This window comes from Pseudomonas sp. GW704-F2 (assembly GCF_059423025.1).
The window spans coordinates 33,461-35,118 of record NZ_JBWKXO010000052.1; the positions used below are offsets into that span (position 1 = coordinate 33,461).

Annotated in this window: 2 protein-coding genes; both read right to left on the reverse strand. The window is 61.0% G+C overall.

The features are described 5' to 3' along the window. Positions 1-26 precede the first annotated feature (26 nt). On the reverse strand, positions 27-911 hold the full coding sequence (locus AC07W0_RS27815) for an ABC transporter permease subunit (RefSeq protein WP_046381717.1): 885 nt from the start codon (positions 909-911) through the stop codon (positions 27-29). After that, on the reverse strand, positions 908-1,658 hold a 751-nt coding region (locus AC07W0_RS27820), incomplete at its 5' end, for an ABC transporter permease subunit (RefSeq protein ID WP_102618665.1). The genes AC07W0_RS27815 and AC07W0_RS27820, both read right to left, overlap by 4 nt.

Here is a 1,658-nt window from a genome sequence, read left to right on the forward strand (position 1 = left end):
CTCCCACATTTGCACCGTGTCGGCCGTTAGACCGGCGCAGGCGCCCGACGCTTGTCCGGCTGCTGCCAGCCATCGGCGGCCGCTTCTTCGATCGCTTGTTGGATCGCCTTCTTGCGCATCTCTTCGGCACGTCGGCTGAAGAACCACACCAGGAAAGTCACCAACGACACCGCCAGCAGAATCAGGCTGGCCACGGCGTTGATCTCCGGTTTGACCCCCAGGCGCACCGCCGAGAAGACTTCCATCGGCAAGGTGGTCGAACCCGGGCCCGACACGAAGCTGGCGAGTACCAGGTCATCGAGGGACAGCGCGAAGGACATCATCCCACCCGCCGCCAACGACGGCGCGATCATCGGGATGGTGATCAGGAAGAACACCTTCCACGGCCGCGCGCCCAGGTCCATCGCCGCTTCTTCGATCGACAGGTCCAGCTCACGCAAGCGCGCCGACACCACCACAGCCACATACGCCGCGCAGAACGTAGTGTGGGCGATCCAGATGGTGACGATGCCGCGCTCCTGGGGCCAACCGATCATCTGCGCCATGGCCACGAACAGCAGCAACAGCGACAGACCGGTGATCACCTCGGGCATGACCAACGGCGCGGTCACCAGGCCGCCGAACAGCGTGCGGCCCTTGAACTGGCTGATGCGCGTCAGCACGAACGCCGCCAATGTACCCAGCGCCACGGCCGCGATGGCCGTGTAGCAGGCGATTTCCAGGGAACGCGCCACCGAGCCCATCAACTGGGTGTTGTCCAGCAGGCCCACGTACCACTTGATCGACCAACCGCCCCACACCGTCACCAGCTTGGATTCGTTGAACGAGTAGATCACCAGGATCAGCATCGGCAGGTAGATGAACAACAACCCCGCCACCAGCATGAAGCTTGAGAAACTGACGCGCTTCATATCTTGCCCTCCATCTCTTTGGCTTGGCTGCGGTTGAACAGGATGATCGGCACGATCAGGATCGCCAGCATCACCACCGCCAGGGCAGAAGCCACCGGCCAGTCACGGTTGTTGAAGAATTCTTGCCACAACACTTTACCGATCATCAGGGTTTCCGGGCCGCCGAGCAGTTCCGGGATCACGAACTCGCCCACCACAGGGATGAAGACCAGCATGCAACCGGCGATGATGCCGTTCTTGGACAGCGGCACGGTGATCTTCCAGAAGCTGTTGAAGGTGCTCGAACCCAGGTCCGAGGCAGCCTCCAGCAGGCTCTGGTCGTGTTTCACCAGGTTGGCGTACAGCGGCAGGATCATGAACGGCAGGTACGAATAGACCACGCCGATATACACCGCGATGTTGGTGTTGAGGATCTGCAGCGGCTCGTTGATCAGCCCGATATACATCAGGAAGCTGTTGAGCAAGCCGTTGTTGCTGAGGATGCCCATCCACGCGTACACGCGGATCAGGATCGCGGTCCAGGTCGGCATCATGATCAGCAGCACCAGCACGGTCTGCATCTCTTTACGCGCACTGGCAATCGCGTAGGCCATCGGGTAGCCGATCAACAGGCACAGCAGCGTGCTGAAGAACGCCATCTTCAGCGAGCCCAGGTACGCGGCGATGTACAACTCATCGTCGCCGAGCATCGCGTAGTTGGCCAGGTTCAGCACCAGTTGCAGCTTCTGCTCAACGAAGGTGTAGATC

Coding starts and splice junctions, on each gene's coding strand:
- AC07W0_RS27815 (WP_046381717.1), bottom strand. CDS start 911: ATGAAGCGCGTCAGTTTCTCAAGCTTCATGCTGGTGGCGGGGTTGTTG.